16 protein-coding genes and 2 tRNA genes are annotated in these 17300 nt (G+C 55.9%); 4 read left to right on the top strand and 14 right to left on the bottom strand.

Annotation, left to right across the window (positions count from 1 at the left end; translation table 11 throughout):
* The first annotated feature begins 89 nt into the window (after positions 1-89).
* Positions 90-1271 (top strand): acetyl-CoA C-acetyltransferase, encoded by a 1182-nt coding sequence (locus LN244_RS14600; protein ID WP_239040504.1) that lies wholly within the window; start codon positions 90-92, stop codon positions 1269-1271.
* Between the two features lie 73 nt (positions 1272-1344).
* On the opposite strand, the gene LN244_RS14605 is transcribed toward LN244_RS14600, so the two are convergent.
* Entirely contained in the window at positions 1345-2181 is an 837-nt protein-coding gene (locus LN244_RS14605) for a 6-carboxytetrahydropterin synthase (protein ID WP_239040505.1), read from the bottom strand.
* Between the two features lie 123 nt (positions 2182-2304).
* Here LN244_RS14605 and rsuA point away from each other — a divergent pair, with 123 nt between their 5' ends.
* Genes rsuA through LN244_RS14620 form a run of 3 tightly spaced genes read left to right on the top strand, consistent with a single transcriptional unit; the run spans position 2305 to position 4737 of the window.
* The gene (rsuA, locus tag LN244_RS14610) at positions 2305-2994 is read left to right on the top strand and encodes a 16S rRNA pseudouridine(516) synthase RsuA (protein WP_239040506.1); all 690 of its coding nucleotides are present in this window, start codon (positions 2305-2307) and stop codon (positions 2992-2994) included.
* Position 2995: 1 nt separating this feature from the next.
* Positions 2996-4057: a methyltransferase gene (locus tag LN244_RS14615; protein ID WP_239040507.1), complete on the top strand. Its 1062-nt coding sequence runs from the start codon at positions 2996-2998 to the stop codon at positions 4055-4057.
* Positions 4054-4737 (top strand): YciC family protein, encoded by a 684-nt coding sequence (locus tag LN244_RS14620; protein WP_239040508.1) that lies wholly within the window; start codon positions 4054-4056, stop codon positions 4735-4737. The genes LN244_RS14615 and LN244_RS14620 overlap by 4 nt, the downstream gene beginning before the upstream one ends.
* Positions 4738-4920: 183 nt before the next feature.
* Here LN244_RS14620 and pnp read toward each other — a convergent pair whose 3' ends face one another.
* From pnp to folP, 13 genes are all read right to left on the bottom strand, one after another.
* Positions 4921-7023, bottom strand: a complete 2103-nt coding sequence (gene pnp, locus LN244_RS14625; protein WP_239040509.1) for a polyribonucleotide nucleotidyltransferase — start codon at positions 7021-7023, stop codon at positions 4921-4923.
* A gap of 182 nt (positions 7024-7205) precedes the next feature.
* Positions 7206-7475: a 30S ribosomal protein S15 gene (gene rpsO / locus LN244_RS14630; protein ID WP_239040510.1), complete on the bottom strand. Its 270-nt coding sequence runs from the start codon at positions 7473-7475 to the stop codon at positions 7206-7208.
* Between the two features lie 111 nt (positions 7476-7586).
* Positions 7587-8537, bottom strand: a complete 951-nt coding sequence (truB, locus tag LN244_RS14635; RefSeq protein ID WP_239040511.1) for a tRNA pseudouridine(55) synthase TruB — start codon at positions 8535-8537, stop codon at positions 7587-7589.
* Between the two features lie 5 nt (positions 8538-8542).
* Entirely contained in the window at positions 8543-8950 is a 408-nt protein-coding gene (gene rbfA, locus LN244_RS14640) for a 30S ribosome-binding factor RbfA (RefSeq protein WP_239040512.1), read from the bottom strand.
* A gap of 10 nt (positions 8951-8960) precedes the next feature.
* A complete protein-coding gene (infB, locus tag LN244_RS14645) occupies positions 8961-11471 on the bottom strand; it encodes a translation initiation factor IF-2 (RefSeq protein ID WP_239040513.1) in 2511 nt (836 codons plus the stop codon).
* Positions 11472-11498: 27 nt separating this feature from the next.
* On the bottom strand, positions 11499-12989 hold the full coding sequence (gene nusA / locus LN244_RS14650) for a transcription termination factor NusA (RefSeq protein ID WP_239040514.1): 1491 nt from the start codon (positions 12987-12989) through the stop codon (positions 11499-11501).
* Between the two features lie 30 nt (positions 12990-13019).
* On the bottom strand, positions 13020-13475 hold the full coding sequence (gene rimP / locus LN244_RS14655; RefSeq protein ID WP_239040515.1) for a ribosome maturation factor RimP: 456 nt from the start codon (positions 13473-13475) through the stop codon (positions 13020-13022).
* Between the two features lie 132 nt (positions 13476-13607).
* Positions 13608-13684, bottom strand: a tRNA-Met gene (locus tag LN244_RS14660).
* A gap of 46 nt (positions 13685-13730) precedes the next feature.
* Positions 13731-13816, bottom strand: a tRNA-Leu gene (locus LN244_RS14665).
* Between the two features lie 7 nt (positions 13817-13823).
* Positions 13824-14189, bottom strand: a complete 366-nt coding sequence (gene secG / locus LN244_RS14670) for a preprotein translocase subunit SecG (protein ID WP_239040516.1) — start codon at positions 14187-14189, stop codon at positions 13824-13826.
* Between the two features lie 12 nt (positions 14190-14201).
* Complete coding sequence (gene tpiA / locus LN244_RS14675) at positions 14202-14969, bottom strand: triose-phosphate isomerase (protein ID WP_239040517.1); 768 nt, start codon at positions 14967-14969, stop codon at positions 14202-14204.
* A gap of 45 nt (positions 14970-15014) precedes the next feature.
* The gene (gene glmM, locus LN244_RS14680; RefSeq protein WP_239040518.1) at positions 15015-16364 is read right to left on the bottom strand and encodes a phosphoglucosamine mutase; all 1350 of its coding nucleotides are present in this window, start codon (positions 16362-16364) and stop codon (positions 15015-15017) included.
* Positions 16361-17227, bottom strand: coding sequence for a dihydropteroate synthase (gene folP, locus LN244_RS14685; protein ID WP_239040519.1), 867 nt, complete (start codon positions 17225-17227; stop codon positions 16361-16363). Before folP ends, glmM begins: the two co-directional genes overlap by 4 nt.
* Positions 17228-17300: the final 73 nt, after the last annotated feature.

Consider the following 17300-nt stretch of genomic DNA (forward strand, 5'->3'; position numbering starts at 1 on the left):
GCGCACCAGGATGCAATATCCCGGTCACCGAGCGTCATTAGCATGGTCACAGGATCAATAATGATATGAATGAAAGAGGCACACTTACTATGCGCGATGTTGTGATCGTTGCCGCCGGTCGTACGGCGGTTGGTGCATTCAATGGTTCACTTTCCTCCCTCACTGCTGCTTCACTGGGTACTGCTGTACTGAAAGGGCTCATCGAACAGACCGGTATCAACCCGGCGGAAGTGGACGAAGTGATCCTGGGCCAGGTACTGACTGCAGGCTGCGGCCAGAACCCGGCCCGTCAGGCGATGATCAATGCCGGCATCCCGCAGGAAGTGCCCGCCCTGACCATCAACAAGGTATGTGGCTCAGGTCTCAAGGCCCTGCAGCTGGCAACTCAGGCGATCCGTTGTGGTGATGCTGACGTGATCATAGCCGGTGGACAGGAGAGCATGTCCCAATCCCCCCATATTCTGCCCAACTCACGTAACGGTGCACGCATGGGCGACTGGAAGATGGTCGACACCATGATCAACGATGGTCTCTGGGATGCCTTCAACAACTATCACATGGGCATCACCACCGAGAACATTGTCGAGAAGTACGGCTTCAGCCGCGAGGAGCAGGATGCCTTCGCCGCGGCCTCCCAAAACAAGGCCGAAGCCGCCGTAACGTCCGGCCGTTTCAAGGATGAGATCATTCCGGTCAGCATCCCGCAGCGTAAGGGCGACCCGGTTGTTTTCGATACCGATGAACAGCCTCGCTTTGGCTGCACCGCCGAAGCGCTGGGCAAGCTGCGTCCCGCCTTCAAGAAAGATGGTACTGTTACCGCCGGTAACAGCTCCACAATCAACGATGGTGCCGCCGCCGTGATCCTCTGCTCGGCCGAAAAGGCAGAAGCTCTGGGCCTCAAACCACTGGCTCGCATCAAGGCTTATGCCTCTGCCGGCGTTGACCCGGCCATCATGGGTACCGGTCCGATCTGCGCCACCACCAAAACACTGGAAAAAGCCGGCTGGGGCATTGATGATCTGGAGCTGGTAGAAGCCAACGAAGCCTTCGCGGCTCAGGCCATGTCGGTCAACAAGGACCTTGGCTGGAACACCGACATTGTCAACGTCAACGGCGGTGCCATCGCGCTTGGCCATCCCATCGGCGCTTCAGGCTGCCGCATTCTGGTCAGCCTGGTACACGAGATGATCAAACGTGATGCCAAGAAAGGCCTTGCGACTCTGTGCATCGGTGGTGGTATGGGTACTGCTCTGGCCATCGAACGCGACTGACCATGGTGTGAGCCGCAATGAAACAGCCGCCCAGGAGGCGGCTGTTTTGGTTATCCAGAAGGATAGCAACACCTCAAGCCGTGGCAATGGCCCCCTTGCCGATCCCCTCGAATGCCCGCACGACGACTTCGTCATGGGGGTGGTCTGCCTTGATCTCGACAGCCAGGTGCATGGCGATCTGCTCTACGGTTGTCTCGGTATCAATGAGGTAGCAACAGTCAGCCGGAAGAATCAGCTCGAAAGCCCCCTGAGGGGCCATATAGGCATAATGATGCTCGCCATTGGCATCGGTGTTCAGGTGGGCACGAGTACCAATATAAATATCACGGAAACGCTCGGCCCAGACGCCTTCCAACGCCTCATCACGATGACCGTTACGGTAGATCTCGATCTTTGAACGGTGGCCATGGGCGATGCGCTGGCAGTTACCGTCATGTTGCTGCAATCCATGACTGTAATGATAAAAGTGGCCGTCAATTGACTCTGGCACGAACGCCAATTCCACTCCTCTGACCTGATCAGGAAACAGCGTCAACAGCTGATCACGGCACCAGTGTGCCAAGCTTCGCTCATCAATCGCCTTGACCGGCACCGCGGCGATTGCCTGTTCTGGCGCTCGACACAGAAAACGACGGCCATCCGGGTAACACCAGTCAACCTCGGTAACACCGTTGAGAGTACTCAGCTTCAAGCCGCTCATCTGCGCGGGTACCACCAGCTGGTGGTCAACATTGGCATCCAGCCACTGCTTGACGCGACGCTTGACGACACCAAAGTCACAGATCATTCCCTGCTCATCCAGACTGCCATCCAATACCAGCTGCACTGCCCATGACTCGCCGAGCAGACCTCGCTCGGGGTGCAAATAGGAAAAATCCACATGGGTCAGGTTATCGACAAAAAGCTTCACAGCCACCTCAACAATCAAATTTAGAGCGACATTCTAGCGGATTCGGCCACGGCTTTCACAACGCCCTGTGGTCGCTTCGGCCGCTACTATATACTAGACCTTTTGACTGTTTTGCAGGTTCACATGCGACTCGACAAATATATTACCCAGGTAACCGACTTCTCGCGAAAAGAGGTCAAGCGTATGCTGCATGCAGACGAAGTGACTGTTAATGGCGAGCCGGAACGCGACCCTGGACGCAAGGTCGACGAAAACGACGATATCTGTCTGCAGGGCATGCCCCTGGAAGCACCGCGTACCCGCTACCTGATGCTGAACAAGCCGGAAGGCGTGGTCTGCTCGACCGACGACCCGACCCACCCGACAGTGCTGACCCTGCTGGAACTGCCAAGAGTTGAGCGGCTGAATATCTGCGGCCGACTCGACATTGATACCACTGGTCTGGTGCTGCTTACCGATGACGGCCAATGGGCCCACCGTGTCACCTCCCCGAATCACAAGACCGGCAAGGTTTACCATGTCACGACCTCGGACCCGATTCCGGAGGATGCTGTACGCACGTTTGCGGACGGACTCATGCTCAAGGGTGAAAAACAACGCACCAAACCGGCCGAGCTGGAAATCTTGTCGACACATGAAGCACGTGTCTGCCTGCATGAAGGACGTTACCATCAGGTCAAGCGCATGTTTGCCGCCATCGGCAACCATGTTGAAGCCCTTCACCGCGAGCAGATCGGTGCCATCATCCTTGATGAGATGCTGGAGCCGGGTGAATACCGTGAACTGACCGACGAAGAGATTGCCAGTATCTGACATGGACCTGCTGACCACCGAACTCAACCGCCTGTTGCGCAACGCCACAGGCAACACTCTCTGGCTGGTGGACGAAAATATCCAGCTGGATGTGCCCGCCAATCCATCGGTTCAGGTTGTAGGCAATCGCCTCGATGTCATTGAGCGCCTGCAGCAACGAGGCTGGCAGGCCCGTTTCAGTGACTTCGATCTATCAGCCTGCGCGGATGAACATTTTGATCTTATTCTCTACCGCGTCTCCAAGGAAAAGCCCGTCGTACACTTCCTGATTAACGAAGCCCGACGTCTGCTCTGCCCTGATGGCAGTCTGGTCCTGCTGGGTGACAAGGGCGAAGGCATACGCACCTATGCACGCAAGGCTGAGAGCTGTCTCGGCGGCGTCCGCCGGGAGCAGAAGCTGGGCAAGGAGAGTTGGCTTGCTGAAATCGGCGCTGGCAGCAAAGCCGGTGAGTGCCCGGACCATCAACGCTACACTGAACTTCGTCCGGTCTGTGAAGACGCGCAGCATGAATACTGGTCAAAACCGGGCTTGTTCGGCTGGAACAAGATCGACCGAGGCAGCGCATTGCTGATAGAACATTTGCCCAGCATGCTGAATGCCCCCATACCGTTCGACGGCTCCGTTCTGGATCTGGGCTGTGGCTTCGGCTACCTCGCCCTGAATGTAACCAATAATAATACTCGGTTGGTCTGCAGCGATAACAATGCAGCAGCTCTCACCGCCTGCCGCTACAATTTGGATAAAGCAGGACTTGAACAGGCCGAAGTCATCGCGTCCAACGCAGGTGACCGGCTGACGTCAGGTTTCGACCTGATCGTCTGTAATCCACCGTTCCATAGCGGCTTTTCCGTTGACGGCGACCTGACGGACCGTTTTCTCCACGCTGCGCAGCGCCTGCTGAGTGCGAACGGAACCGCCTGTTTTGTGGTCAACCAACATATTCCACTGGAACGCAAGGCCGGCGATCTGTTCACAGATATCCACACGCATCTGGATACTGGCCAGTTCAAGCTGGTGCGGCTGCGTAAACCGATCAACCCTCAGTCACAGGGATGCTCATGACCTTCGACTACCTTCGTCAAAGCCTGTTTTTCTTTCGCAACCACCTGAATCGTCTGGCACTGATTCAGCTGCCATTCCTGGCACTTCTGGCTTTTGTGCAGTTCCAACTGATTCAACAGCTGCCCAGCAATACCGAGGATCTGCCGATGGAGATGGTGCAACGCAACATGTTCATCAGCTCGGCTCTGGACCTCGCCTTGATGCCTGTCTACTGGGGCGCGACACTGTTCTACCTGCAGTCGGTACTCCAAAGCCAACCACTGACGGTCGGCCGCGCACTGGCACTGAGCATGACGTGCTGGGGCCGACTGCTGGTGACCTATATCCTCTCGGTACTGGCCATCTCCTTCGGCCTGGTCCTGTTGATCATACCCGGCATTTATATTGGCATACGCCTGGCCTTTGCCGAGTTCTACTGTGTCATGGAAGGCATGGGTCCTGTGGATTCCCTGAAAAGCAGCTGGGAAAAAACAGCCGATTTCTTCTGGCCCCTGCTACAAGGACTGGCACTGATTTTCGGTGTACTGCTACTGGCCGAAACCCTGATGGGGGAAGTTCTGCGCGACCAAAAAGGCGCGATGATGCTGGTGTCGCTGGTCATCCAGTTCCTGGGCGTACTGCCAACCATTTTCGCCTACCGCATCTATTGCGTGATGAAAGCTGACGACCAGCCCTCATGATCTCTCGTGCGGCTGCTTCGGCAGCCGCACCTCCCCTTTAGCTGCAGCGCCAATCACCATCCACTCAGAACCTGGCACAAGCGCCCCTGAAACCCGGTCTTTCGTACAGCCCTGGCAACATGCATAAAAAAACCCCTGACGGCGAACCGGCAGGGGTTTCTCTGGCAGGGCTGTTATCCCCTATCAGGACACAGCATCATCCGCTTCCAGATCCTTCATGGACAGCTTGATACGACCACGCATATCAACGTCGAGGACCTTCACTTTCACAACATCATCCATGTTGACGAAGTCGGTAACCTTGTTGACGCGCTCTTTGGCGATCTGGGAGATATGGACCAGACCATCCTTGCCCGGCAGGATGTTGACGAAGGCACCAAACTCTTCGATGCGCACAACCTTACCTTCGTAGATCTTGCCGATTTCGGCTTCAGCCGTGATCGCATTGACACGATCCAGAGCCGCCTTGCCCTTGGCCTTGTCGTCAGCGTAGATGCGGACAGTACCGTCATCTTCGATGTCGATCATGGCACCGGTTTCTTCGGTCAGGGCACGGATGGTCGCACCACCCTTACCGATCAGGTCGCGGATTTTTTCCGGGTTGATCTTGATCAGCTGCATGGCCGGTGCGTTATCCGGCAGTTCCGGGCGCGCGTAGCCGATGACCTTGGCCATCTCTTTCAGGATGTGCTTACGAGCTTCGTGCGCCTGTTCCAGCGCGATCTCCATGATCTCTTCGGTGATACCGGTGATCTTGATGTCCATCTGCAGTGCAGTTACGCCTGCTTCGGTACCGGCAACCTTGAAGTCCATGTCACCCAGGTGATCTTCGTCACCCAGGATGTCGGTCAGGACGGCAAAGCGATCATTTTCCTTCACCAGACCCATGGCGATACCGGCAACCGGTGCCTTCAGCGGAACACCCGCGTCCATCATGGACAGGGAGGCACCGCAGACAGACGCCATGGAGCTGGAGCCGTTGGATTCGGTGATCTCGGATACGATACGGATGGTGTACGGGAATTCTTCCTGAGTCGGCAGAACCGCGGCAACACCACGACGCGCCAGACGGCCATGGCCGATTTCACGACGACCGGTCGCACCCATGCGGCCCGCTTCACCGACGGAGTACGGCGGGAAGTTGTAGTGCAGCATGAACGGATCCTTGCGCTCACCTTCCAGCGCATCGATGATCTGCTGGTCGCGGCTGGTACCCAGAGTACAGGTCGCAATGGCCTGAGTCTCACCACGGGTGAACAGGGCAGAACCGTGTACGCCTTTCAGGATGTCGATTTCAACATCGATGGCACGCACGGTCTTATTGTCACGACCATCGATACGTGGCTGACCGTCGATGATACGGTTACGAACGATCTCTTTTTCCAGAGAATTGAAGATGCCGGCCACTTCCTTATCGGACGGCTGACCTTCTTCACTGCCTGCCAGAGCTGTAACAGCCTTGCTGCGCAGCTCTGAAAGAGTGCCCTGACGCTGCATCTTGTCAGCGATCTGGTAGGCAGCGGCGATGCCTTCACCCACCAGCTCACGCACCTGAGCAATCAGTGCTTCGTTCTTCTCAGCCGGCTGCCACTCCCACTTCGGCTTGCCCGCTTCAGCCACCAGTGCGTTGATGGCATTAATCACCACCTGCATTTCCTGGTGCGCAAACAGCACGGCGCCGAGCATTTCGTCTTCGGTCAGTTCCTGAGCTTCAGACTCAACCATCAGTACCGCATCATTGGTACCGGCTACTACCATGTCCAGTTCAGACTTGGCCAGCTCATCGTAGGTCGGGTTCAGCAGGTAGCCATCTTCTTCGGTGAAACCGACACGAGCAGCACCGATCGGGCCCAGGAACGGAATTCCAGAGATTGCCAGTGCGGCAGAGGTACCGATCATCGCTGCGATATCCGGGTCGTTCACCTTGTCAGCGGACATGACGGTACAGATCACCTGTACTTCGTTCATGAAGCCCTTCGGGAACAGCGGGCGAATCGGACGGTCGATCAGGCGAGAGGTCAGGGTTTCCTTCTCGGACGGACGCGCTTCACGCTTGAAGAAGCCACCCGGGATACGGCCAACTGCGTAGTACTTCTCCTGGTAGTGAACGGACAGGGGGAAGAAGTCCTGACCCTCTTTCATGTCCTTGGCCGCAACAACGGTACACAGAACCTGAACACCACCCATGGTCACCATGACAGCACCGGTTGCCTGACGGGCAACCTTGCCGGTTTCGATGGTGATTTCATGCTTGCCGAACTGGAATGTTTTGCTAATCGCTTGCACGATAAAAACTCCTTTTGTGAGTGTTTATCCCGCGGGCTGACCAACCATTCCTCTTTGAAAGCCGGTACTCAGTTGTTCACTGCCTGCAATGGACAACTGAGTACAGGCTGGATGATTGTGTCAGTATGGCGGGGTTAAATAAGACTGAGGCCATACAGTGTATGGCCTCAGAGGGGTACTGCTTAGCGACGCAGACCGAGACGACCGATCAGGTCCAGGTAACGGTCAGCATCTTTCTTCTTCAGGTAGTCCAGCAGCTTACGACGCTGGTTTACCATGCGGATCAGACCACGACGAGAGTGGTGGTCCTGCTTGTGCGACTTGAAGTGACCCTGCAGGCCTTCGATGTTCGCAGTCAGCAGCGCAACCTGAACTTCGGTAGAACCGGTGTCGCCAGCGCCACGACCGAATTCAGCTACGATTGCCGCTTTTTGTTCGTTAGAAAGAGCCATTGTAATCTCCTTGGTTAATATGCACACAGTATCGAGTACTGCGGATTGATAGTCGCGCTGCACCGAGCATATTTTCAGTGCAGCGTCAGTCAGCCCTTACGGCCAAACAAATCAGACGGTGCTCACCAGGCGCTTGGCCTTTAGTACACCATCGACACCGATCTCGCCGATGCCCATGAAACTGTCTTGCCCATTGGCAAAAAGACGCAGCTCACCCTGAAGCGAGCCTGCATTGACGGCACGAAAGCGCTGCCCCACACGAATGCGGTCCGCTTCCTCTGTCGTCAATTCAAGAGCCGGTAACTGAGCCACCGGACTCCAAGCCGGTAATAATAACGCATCCAGGCGCTGATGTATGCTGTTTTCGGCCTCGTCACCACGCGGTTCTGCCAGACTCTGCAACTGTTCCAGCGTCATCATCTGCGAGGCATCAAAAGGACCGGTTTGCAGACGTCTCAGCACGGTCACATGGGCACCACAGCCGAGCAACAGGCCCAAATCTTCAACGATGCTGCGAATATAAGTTCCCTTGGAGCAGAACACCTCCAGGTCGACTTCATCATCACGCACAGCCAAGAGCCTGATCTCGTGGATTCGAACCTGACGCGGCTTGACTTCCACCTCGACCCCTTGTCGCGCCAGCTTATACAGTGGCTGACCATTGAGCTTGAGCGCCGAATACACGGGTGGAACCTGCTCAATTTCACCCTTGAAATGCTCCTCAAGCAGGGCTTCAATCTGCTCGGAGCTCAGATCCTGAGGTACTGGCTTTTCCTCGATCACTTGTCCTTCGGCATCACAGGTATCGGTGCGCTGCCCCAGCTTCGCCGTTGTCAGGTAACGCTTGTCAGAGTCCAACAAGTACTGGGAAAACTTGGTCGCCTCCCCCAGACAGATCGGCAACAGCCCTGTTGCCAATGGATCCAGTGCACCGGTATGCCCTGCCTTCGCAGCCCCATAGAGACGCTTGACTCGCTGCAATGCCGAATTGGAGGACAATCCCTGAGGCTTATCCAACAGAAAAAGGCCGCTAATAGGGCGGCCTTTTGGTTTACGGGCCATAGCGTTCAATTCCCGTGGTTGTCTTCGTCTTCATCCGCGCGCTTGGCTTCCTGCTGCCAGGCCTTTTCGATCAGGCCATGCAGGTGACGGCCACGCTCCACACTCTCGTCGAAGTGGAAACGCAACTGCGGCATCACCCGCAGCTTGATACCGCGGGCCAGCTCGGTGCGCAGAAAACCGGCAGCGTTGTTAAGGATCTGGCTGGCGTTTTTGATCGCGTCCAGTTCAGACAGCTCACCAAACGCCATGACGGTGAAATAGACATCGGCATAGCCGAGGTCCTTGCTCACCTTGACATGACTAATCGTGACCATGCCCAGCCGTGGATCCTTGATTTCGCGCTGAATCAGGGAGGCCAGATCACGCTGGATCTGGTCTCCTACGCGGTCAGTTCGTTTGAAATCGCGTGCCATAATGCTCCGCTTACAGCGTACGCTGTACTTCTACGGTGTCGAAGACTTCGATCTGGTCACCGACCTTCACGTCGTTGTAGTTCTTCACCCCGATACCACACTCCATACCCTGGCGCACTTCAGCCACGGCATCCTTGAAACGACGCAGAGACTCGAGTTCGCCTTCGTAGATCACCACGTTGTCACGCAGAACACGGATACGCTTGTTGCGATAGACGGTACCGTCGGTAACCATACAGCCAGCAATCGCACCCAGCTTCGGCGAACGGAACACATCACGCACTTCGGCAACACCGACGATCTCTTCACGGTATTCCGGTGACAACAGACCGGTCATCGCCTGCTTGACGTCATCAATGATGTCATAGATGACGCTGTAGTAACGCAGCTCCAGTTCCTCGCGTTCAACCACGGCCTTGGCCTGGTTGTCGGCACGAACGTTGAAACCGATCAGGATGGCAGAAGAGGCCAGTGCCAGGTTGGCATCGGTTTCCGCGATACCGCCCACGCCGCTGGAGACAATGTTCACCTTCACTTCGTCGGTGGACAGGTCTTCCAGAGACTGGATGATCGCTTCCAGAGAACCACGCACGTCCGCTTTGAGGACGATGTTCAGCGACTTCACATCGCCAGCCTGCATGTTCTCGAACAGGTTCTCCAGCTTGGCTTTTTGCTGACGAGCCAGCTTGACCTCACGGTATTTACCCTGGCGGAAAAGAGCCACTTCACGTGCTTTCTTCTCGCTGGATACGACGGTGAACTCGTCACCGGCATCCGGAGTACCGTCCAGGCCGAGAATTTCGACCGGAATGGCCGGACCGGCTTCGTCGATCGGATTACCGTTCTCGTCCAGCATGGCACGTACACGGCCGTAGTGGAGACCGGCCAGCACGATATCGCCCTTGCGCAGAGTACCGTTCTGAACCAGCAGTGTGGATACGGAACCACGACCCTTGTCGACGCGGGATTCAACCACCACACCCTGACCCGGTGCATCTTTAACGGCGGTCAGTTCCAGCAACTCGGCCTGCAGCAGGATGGCATCCAAAAGTGCATCGATGCCTTCACCACTCTTGGCGGATACATGGGCGAACTGAACGTCTCCACCCCAGTCTTCCGGAAGCACGTCACGCTGCGCCAGCTCGTTTTTAACACGATCCGGGTCTGCTTCTTCCTTATCGATCTTGTTGACCGCAACCACCAGAGGTACACCGGCCGCTTTCGCATGCTGGATCGCCTCTTCGGTCTGCGGCATTACGCCATCGTCAGCCGCAACCACAAGCACCACGATATCGGTCAGCTGGGCACCACGCGCACGCATGGCGGTAAAGGCCGCGTGTCCCGGTGTATCCAGGAACGTCACCATGCCGTTGTCGGTTTCGACGTGGTAGGCACCGATATGCTGGGTAATACCACCGGCCTCGCCAGTCGCGACTTTGGTGCGACGGATGTAGTCCAGCAGCGATGTTTTGCCGTGGTCAACGTGACCCATCACGGTCACCACCGGTGCACGACCAACCTGCTCGCCCTGAGCCGCCTGAACACTTTCAATCAGCGCGTCCTCGATAGCGTTTTCCTGCATCGGCTTGGCAATATGGCCCATTTCTTCCACCACCAGTACGGCAGTATCCTGGTCCAGTACCTGGTTGATGGTCGCCATGGCGCCCATCTTGAACATCACCTTGATAACTTCAGCCGCCTTGATGGACATCTTCTTGGCCAGCTCGGCCACAGTGATGCTTTCAGGGATGCTGACTTCATGCACGACCGGCGCAGTCGGTTTTTCGAAACCATGCTGATTCTGGTTGCCGCCACGTCCACGAACGCCGGTTGCTGCCGCACGTTTGCCACCCTTGGCACGACGACTGCCTCGACTGTCCTGTTCCTGACGGGCACCACCCTTGCCACCTTTGCCACGACGCGGACGCTCATCATCGTCATTACGGCGAGACTTTTCCTTGTCCTTGCGGCGCGGGTTTTCATGCACAGGCTCAGCAGTCGCTTCATCTGCGGCTGGAGCAGCCGGCTTATCGGCAACAACCGGCTCGGCAACGGCTGCTGGCGGTTCATTTTTCTCGGCGACAGGTTCTGCGGCCGGTGCCGGTACAGCAGCCTCAGCGGCCACAGTGACCTCCTGCACGGGAGCTTCAACCGCGGCTTCTGCTGGTGCTGCTGCAATCACTTCTTCTGCTGGCTTGGTCTCTTCTTCGAGTACGGACCGCTTGACGTAGGTGCGTTTTTTACGCACTTCGACGCTGACGGTTTTACGCTGACCGGATGCACTGGAAATTTTCAGCTGCGATTTGGTCTTGCGCTTCAGGGTAATCTTGCTCGGTTCGGCGGCATCTGCCTTTTCACCGTGGCTGCGCTTCAGATGGCTAAGAAGCGCCAGGCGCTCCTCTTCCGAAACGCTGGAGTCAACTTTCTTGCCCTTGATGCCGGCTTCCTGCATCTGCGTCAGCAGACGCTCAGCGGATACACCAACCACATCGGCAAGTTTCTTGACGGTTAGTTCTGCCATATATGTGTTCTCCTCTTCCGCTGGCGTTTACTGCTCTTGTGCAAACCAGGGCGCACGAGCGGTCATAATCAGCTCGGCCGCCTTTTCTTCGGTCAGCCCTTCAATTTCCAGCAGATCTTCGACAGACTGCTCTGCCAGATCTTCCATGGTGACAATGCCACGAGACGCCATCTGGAATGCCAGCGGTCGTTCCATACCATCCATTGTCAGCAGGTCTTCTGCCGGTTCAGCGTCACCCAGTTGCTCCTCACTGGCAATTGCCAGATTAATCAGGGCATCCTTGGCGCGCGCACGAAGTGCCTCTACCAGGTCTTCGTCAAAGTCTTCTATCTCGAGCATTTCGTCGACCGGTACGTAGGCCACCTCTTCCAGCGAGGTGAAACCTTCGGCCACCAGGACTTCTGCCAGCTCTTCATCAACATCAAGGTGCTTGACGAACGTGTCGACCACAGCACCCACCTCAGACTGTTGTTTGTCGGCGGCTTCTGCTTCCGACATCACATTCAGTTCCCAGCCAGTCAATTCACTGGCCAGACGTACATTCTGACCACTACGGCCAATCGCCATTGCCAGCGCATCTTCAGCAACGGCCACATCCATGGAGTGGCTCTCTTCATCAATCACGATGGACGCCACTTCTGCCGGAGCCATGGCATTGATCACAAGCTGCGCAGGATTGTCATCCCAGAGGATGATATCCACACGCTCACCACCCAGCTCGTTGGATACTGCCTGCACTCGCGAGCCTCGCATCCCAACACAAGCACCAACAGGGTCGATGCGACCGTCATTGGTTTTCACCGCAATCTTGGCACGAGCCCCCGGATCACGCGCCGCAGCACGAATTTCGATTACGTCTTCCGCAATCTCGGGCACCTCGATGCTGAACAGTTCGATCAGCATGGAGTTGGAGGTACGACTCAGGATCAGCTGTGGACCCCGTCCTTCACTGCGTACTTCCTGCAAAACGGCGCGCACACGGTCACCCATACGGAAGCTTTCACGCGGAATCAGATTCTCACGCGGCAGCAGCGCCTCAGCGTTATTACCCAAGTCAACGATAATGTTGTCGCGGGTTACTTTCTTTACGGTGCCTGCTACCAGCTCGCCTTTGCGATCCTGATATTGCTCGACCACTTTGGCACGCTCGGCTTCACGTACTTTCTGTACGATGACCTGCTTGGCCGTTTGTGCAGCAATACGACCGAAGGCAACAGATTCAACCTTCTCTTCGTAGGTATCACCCGGCTGCAGGTTAGTATCGATCTCGTGCGCCTCTTCCAGCGTCAGCTCGGTGCCCAAAGCGGGCACTTCGTCATTGCTGACAACCAGCCAGCGACGCCAAGTCTCGTAGTCGCCGGTTGCACGATCAATTTCGACGCGGATGTCCGCCTCTTCGTCATAGCGTTTCTTTGTAGCCGTGGCCAGAGCAACTTCTATCGCTTCAAAAATGACGCCTTTGGGCACGTCTTTTTCATTAGAAACAGCTTCTGCAACCAGTAGAATCTCTTTATTCATACGACTGCCTCGCCAAACCTCAAACCGGTGTTAAAACTGGGGAATCACGTTGGCTCGATCGATATAGTCGATCGGCAACAAATACTCTTCATCATCGACAACCAGCAGAACTTCGTCACCTTCGACGCCGTTCAGCAGGCCTTTGAACTTCCGTCGCCCTTCAAAGGGCACTCGCAAACGCAACTGCACAATATGTCCGGCATACGCCTGAAAATGTTCCAGCGTGAACAACGGCCGGTCCATACCCGGAGAGGATACCTCCAGCATGTACTGTTCCTGGATCGGATCTTCCACATCCAGAATGCCGCTTACCTGATGGCTGACACGCGCACAGTCATCCACGGTGACGCCTTCCGGACCCTCAATGAAGATACGCAGCGTGCTGTGGCGACCGGCAGAGTTGAACTCCAGCCCCCATAGCTCAAGACCCAGCGCCTTTACGGCTGGCTCTATCAATTCCTGCAAGGCATTAAGTTTGGCTGACACTGACGAAGACCTCATTCTGGGAATGCCTGAAACAAAAAATGGGCCTCTTAGGACCCATTTCTGACGCGGCACCTGATGCCTGTTGATCACCTACGAAAAAGCCCCTAACTAGGGGCTTTTTCGTAAAAAAAGTGGTAGCGGGGGCTGGATTTGAACCAACGACCTTCGGGTTATGAGCCCGACGAGCTACCAGACTGCTCCACCCCGCATCAGAAACAGGTGCACATTATACACAACACCTGCCTGCTTTACAAATGGTGCCGAAGGCCGGACTCGAACCGGCACGAGCATAGCTCACCACCCCCTCAAGATGGCGTGTCTACCAATTTCACCACTTCGGCTTAAAACTTACTCTGCAACCGGGATATCAGATTCCGGCTGCGCTGCCTTTTCGCTTTCCAGCGCCGGCAGGCTCTGCTGAACTTCCGCTGCAGATTCAATCACTTCTGCGGCAGGAATACCAGCATCATTTACATTTTCTGCTTTCTGCTTGGCGTAGACAGCCAGTGCAAAACTGGTTGCAAACACACCTGCAGCCATGACTGCAGTAAGCCGACCCAGAAAGCTGGTTGACCCCTGGCTACCGAATACAGTTTGTGATGCACCACCACCAAAGGAGGCGCCTGCTTCAGCACCCTTGCCCTGCTGCAGCAGCACGAGAGCAACAATCGCGGCAGCCAGCAGCACATGAACGATCAGAATAACATTTTCCATTATCGATACCGTTTAGCCGGCGACTGCCGCCGCACGGCAGATCGCTATAAAATCTTCAGCCTTCAATGATGCACCTCCAATGAGACCACCATCAATATCAGGCTTCGCGAACAGCGCATCGGCATTTGCCGCATTCACGCTGCCACCGTACAAAATTCGCACTTTATCGGCCGCGTCAGTAGAGAGACCACTCAGCACCTTTCTCAACGCTGCATGTATCTCCTGGGCCTGTTCCGGCGAAGCAGTCAAGCCTGTGCCTATCGCCCAGACCGGCTCGTAAGCCACAACAACCTGCTCCAGCATTGCAACATCAAGGTCACTCAGAGCCTGCAGCACCTGCTCAGATACTACTGATACAGCCTCACCTGCTTCACGCTGCTGCAGAGTCTCGCCCACACAGACAACAGGTGTCAACTGCGCGGCCAATGCCGCCTTGACCTTGGCTGCCACATCCTCGTCACTTTCGTTAAAAAGCGCTCGACGCTCCGAGTGCCCAAGGATGACCAGACTACAGCCCACATCTGCCAGCATTTCGGCAGAAACCTCTCCCGTATAGGCACCGCTGGCATGCTGACTCATATTTTGAGCACCCAGCGCAACCGACGTACCAGCCAGCTGCAGCCCTATCGTCTGAAGGTACACAGACGGAGGACACAGACCGATATCAACACCTGCAAAAGCCTCATCTGCAACACCAGAAGCAACAGACCGAACAAGCTCGTCATTGCGCGCCTGCAGGCCATTCATCTTCCAGTTACCGATTACCAGTGCCTTGCGCATCGATATCCCCTTACGAAAGAGGCGCATATATTATCCGAGGCCAAATCAGCTGACAAGGGCCTGCAGCGTTTTTTCAACACTCAGTGCCAGTCCTGTGCACAGGCGTTTGACTTCAGCTGCATCCTCGCCTTCCACCATGACTCGGACAACCGGCTCTGTGCCTGATGGCCGCAACAAGACTCGCCCCCGCTGCCCCAGCTCTGACTCAACAGCCTGGACAGCTGCCTGCACTTCATCATGCAGCATCGGGTCCTGCTTGAAAGGCATCGCAACATTGATCATGGTCTGTGGCATCTTCTGCATACCGGACTTGAGCGTGTTCAAGTCCTGTTGAGCATCGACCATGGCCTTAAGGACTTGCAGTGCCGCTACCAGCCCATCACCCGTCGTTGTCAGGTGACCACACACAATATGCCCCGAGCTCTCGCCTCCAAGAACCCAGCCACGCTGATGCAACTGCTCGATGACATAACGGTCACCGACGTTGGCACGCACAAAAGGAATATTCTTGCGCTTAAGCGCCTGCTCCAGGCCGAAGTTGGACATCAACGTGCCCACCACTCCCCCTTCGAATTCACCCTGTTGCTGCAACGCAGTTGCGATAATGAACAGGATCTCATCACCATCAACCACTTCGCCGCAATGATCGACCATCATGATGCGATCACCATCGCCATCCAGCGCCACACCCAGATCTGCCTTTTCAGCCAGTACAACCTTCTGCAAGCGTGCCGGATCGGTCGCGCCACAGGCATCATTGATGTTAACCCCATCGGGTGAGGAGGCGATCTCGATGACCTCAGCGCCCAATTCGCTCAGCACTTTTGGCGCCACGTGGTAGGTTGCACCATTGGCGCAGTCGAGCACAATTCGCATCCCCTTGAGACTGAAGCGGTTATGCAGTGTGCCCTTGCAGAACTCAATGTAGCGACCGGCAGCATCTTCAATACGACGCGCCTTGCCCAATTCCGCTGATGGCACAGTGGTCATGGCCAGATCCATCTGTGCTTCGATCGCACGTTCAACCTCGTCAGGCAGTTTGGTGCCGTCCGCTGAGAAAAATTTGATACCGTTGTCCGAATAGACATTATGTGAAGCACTGATCACGATACCGGCATTAGCCCTGAAGGTGCGCGTCAGATAGGCAATCGCCGGCGTCGGCATGGGGCCAGTCAGGAGCACATCCACCCCGGCTGCAGAGAGCCCTGCCTCCAGGGCTGATTCGAACATGTAGCCGGAAATACGTGTATCCTTGCCAATCAGGATCTTGCTGCGACCCTCACGCGCAAAGACACAGCCCGCCGCCCAGCCAAGCTTGAGTACAAAGTCGGGGGTGATCGGAAACTGCCCTACCTCACCACGAATACCGTCAGTTCCAAAATACTTCCTGCTCACCCGTTACTCTCCGCTTTTTCATTGATAACCGCTTCAGTCATGCGCACCACATCTACCGTTGGCGCGACATCATGCGCCCGAATGATCTTGGCTCCCTTGCTGATCGCAAGCGCGACAGTTGCCAGACTGCCATAAAGGCGCTGATCCACAGGCTTGTTCAGTGTCATGCCAACCATGGACTTGCGTGAAGTTCCCACCAGCAGAGGCGCACCCAGCCCCTGCAAACGCTCCATTCGGTTCAGCAATTCAAGATTATGCTGCAGGGTCTTGCCGAAACCAAATCCGGGATCCAGCAGCAGTCGATCCTGTGCAATACCGACATCACTGCAACGTTGAAGTTGAAACTGCAGAAAATGTTCCACTTCTTCCGTCACATCTTCATACTCGGGTTTCAACTGCATGGTCGCCGGACTGCTGCCCTGCATGTGCATGACACAGAGCGCCAGTTCAGTGGAAGCTGCCACCTCAAACGCTCCCGGACGTGAAAAGGAACGCACATCATTAAGCAGCCCCGCACCGGCATCAGCCGCCGCACGCATCACTTCCGGTGCGCTGGTATCCACGGACAGAATAACGTCAATTTCCTGGCTTAATCGCTCGACCACCGGTATCACGCGTTCCAGTTCTTCCTCTACCGGCACCGGATCGGCACCCGGACGAGTAGATTCACCACCAATATCGATCAAGGTTGCCCCTTCATCGACCATTTGAATGGCTTTACGCAATGCCATTTCCACAGACAGCTTACGATCACTGTAGACACTGCCACCATCCGAAAAGGAATCCGGCGTAACATTGAGGATACCCATTACCTGAGCTGTCGATAGATCGAGCTTACGCCCGGCACACTGCAATACCGTCATCGTTTCTGTCCACTTCGCTATTAAGACATTTAGCCTGAGCCGGATACAAAAAAGCCGACCATAAGGCCGGCTT

It is taken from the genome of Marinobacterium sediminicola, assembly GCF_022343685.1.
Classification (GTDB): Bacteria; Pseudomonadota; Gammaproteobacteria; order Pseudomonadales; family Balneatricaceae; genus Marinobacterium; species Marinobacterium sediminicola.

Bases quoted from the DNA above. Each gene is read 5' to 3' on its own strand.
- LN244_RS14600 (WP_239040504.1), top strand. From the start codon at position 90: ATGCGCGATGTTGTGATCGTTGCCGCCGGTCGTACGGCGGTTGGTGCA.
- rsuA (WP_239040506.1), top strand. From the start codon at position 2,305: ATGCGACTCGACAAATATATTACCCAGGTAACCGACTTCTCGCGAAAA.
- LN244_RS14615 (WP_239040507.1), top strand. From the start codon at position 2,996: ATGGACCTGCTGACCACCGAACTCAACCGCCTGTTGCGCAACGCCACA.
- LN244_RS14620 (WP_239040508.1), top strand. From the start codon at position 4,054: ATGACCTTCGACTACCTTCGTCAAAGCCTGTTTTTCTTTCGCAACCAC.
- rpsO (WP_239040510.1), bottom strand. From the start codon at position 7,475: ATGGCTCTTTCTAACGAACAAAAAGCGGCAATCGTAGCTGAATTCGGT.
- truB (WP_239040511.1), bottom strand. From the start codon at position 8,537: ATGGCCCGTAAACCAAAAGGCCGCCCTATTAGCGGCCTTTTTCTGTTG.
- rbfA (WP_239040512.1), bottom strand. From the start codon at position 8,950: ATGGCACGCGATTTCAAACGAACTGACCGCGTAGGAGACCAGATCCAG.
- infB (WP_239040513.1), bottom strand. From the start codon at position 11,471: ATGGCAGAACTAACCGTCAAGAAACTTGCCGATGTGGTTGGTGTATCC.
- nusA (WP_239040514.1), bottom strand. From the start codon at position 12,989: ATGAATAAAGAGATTCTACTGGTTGCAGAAGCTGTTTCTAATGAAAAA.
- secG (WP_239040516.1), bottom strand. From the start codon at position 14,189: ATGGAAAATGTTATTCTGATCGTTCATGTGCTGCTGGCTGCCGCGATT.
- tpiA (WP_239040517.1), bottom strand. From the start codon at position 14,969: ATGCGCAAGGCACTGGTAATCGGTAACTGGAAGATGAATGGCCTGCAG.
- folP (WP_239040519.1), bottom strand. From the start codon at position 17,227: ATGACGGTATTGCAGTGTGCCGGGCGTAAGCTCGATCTATCGACAGCT.